Origin of the sequence: Paenibacillus sp. OT2-17, assembly GCF_009827695.1 — a bacterium.
Lineage (GTDB): Bacteria > Bacillota > Bacilli > Paenibacillales > Paenibacillaceae > Paenibacillus > Paenibacillus polymyxa_B.
Genome location: NZ_WUDQ01000893.1, coordinates 1 through 960 on the forward strand (window position 1 = coordinate 1; position 960 = coordinate 960).

Below are 960 nucleotides of genomic sequence, written 5' to 3' on the forward strand. Positions count from 1 at the left end.
CAGGGAATGAAAATGAAAAGCTCAACACCATGCTGGCCTCCGGCAAGCTGCCTGATTTTGTCACACTTGGTTGGGGAGAGGACGCGGTCAAAAAAATGATTGAGGGCAAGATGGTGCTTCCGCTCAACAAGCTGGCCGAGAAATACGATCCGTATCTGATTAAAATAGCTGATCCGGCGAAAATGTCCTGGTATCGCCAAACGGACGGGAATGTTTACGGGTATCCTAACGCTTCTTCTTCGCCACAGGATTATCAAAAATACGGCCAAAATTTTGTTTCCAACCAGACGTTTATGGTTCGGAAGGATATGTACGAGGCGATCGGCAAGCCGGATATGAGAACACCGGAAGGATTTTTGAAAGCGCTTCAAAAAGTGAAAGAGAAATTTCCAGAGGTGAACGGTCAGCCTCTTATCCCGATGGGATTCCACGAATTTACGGATAACGGAAATTATTCTTTTGAAGACTATTTACTTAACTTCCTAGCCATTCCTCATGAAAAAGACGGCAAGCTATACGATCGTCGTTCGGACGAAGAGTATATTCGCTGGCTCAAAACATTCCGTCAAGCAAATGAGCAGGGCCTGATCGCCAAGGACGTATTTATCGACAAACGTCCGCAAATGGAGGAAAAGGTGGCACAGGGCCGATATTTTGCCATGTTATATCAGCGCTCTGACTTTGCCACACAACAGGTAATGTTATATGCGAAGGACCCGAACTCCGTCTATATCGCGGTGGATGGACCTTCGAACAGTAAGCTGGACCCGCCGACGCTGGCTGGGCCGGGTATTTCCGGCTGGACGGTGACGCTTATTTCGAAGGATGTCAAAGACAAGGAGCGGGCTATTGAATTTCTGACTTATCTGATTAGCGAGGAAGGAAACCGTGATCTGTATCTGGGGGAGCAGGGCAAGCTGTGGGACATGGTTAACGGTAAGCCAGCCTTCAAGCCAGAGG

Annotated in this window: 1 protein-coding gene; it reads left to right on the plus strand. The window is 48.2% G+C overall.

All coding sequences use genetic code 11. From position 1 onward, the window contains the following. On the plus strand, window positions 1-960 hold a 960-nt coding region (locus GRP75_RS27975), incomplete at both ends, for an extracellular solute-binding protein (protein ID WP_160791006.1).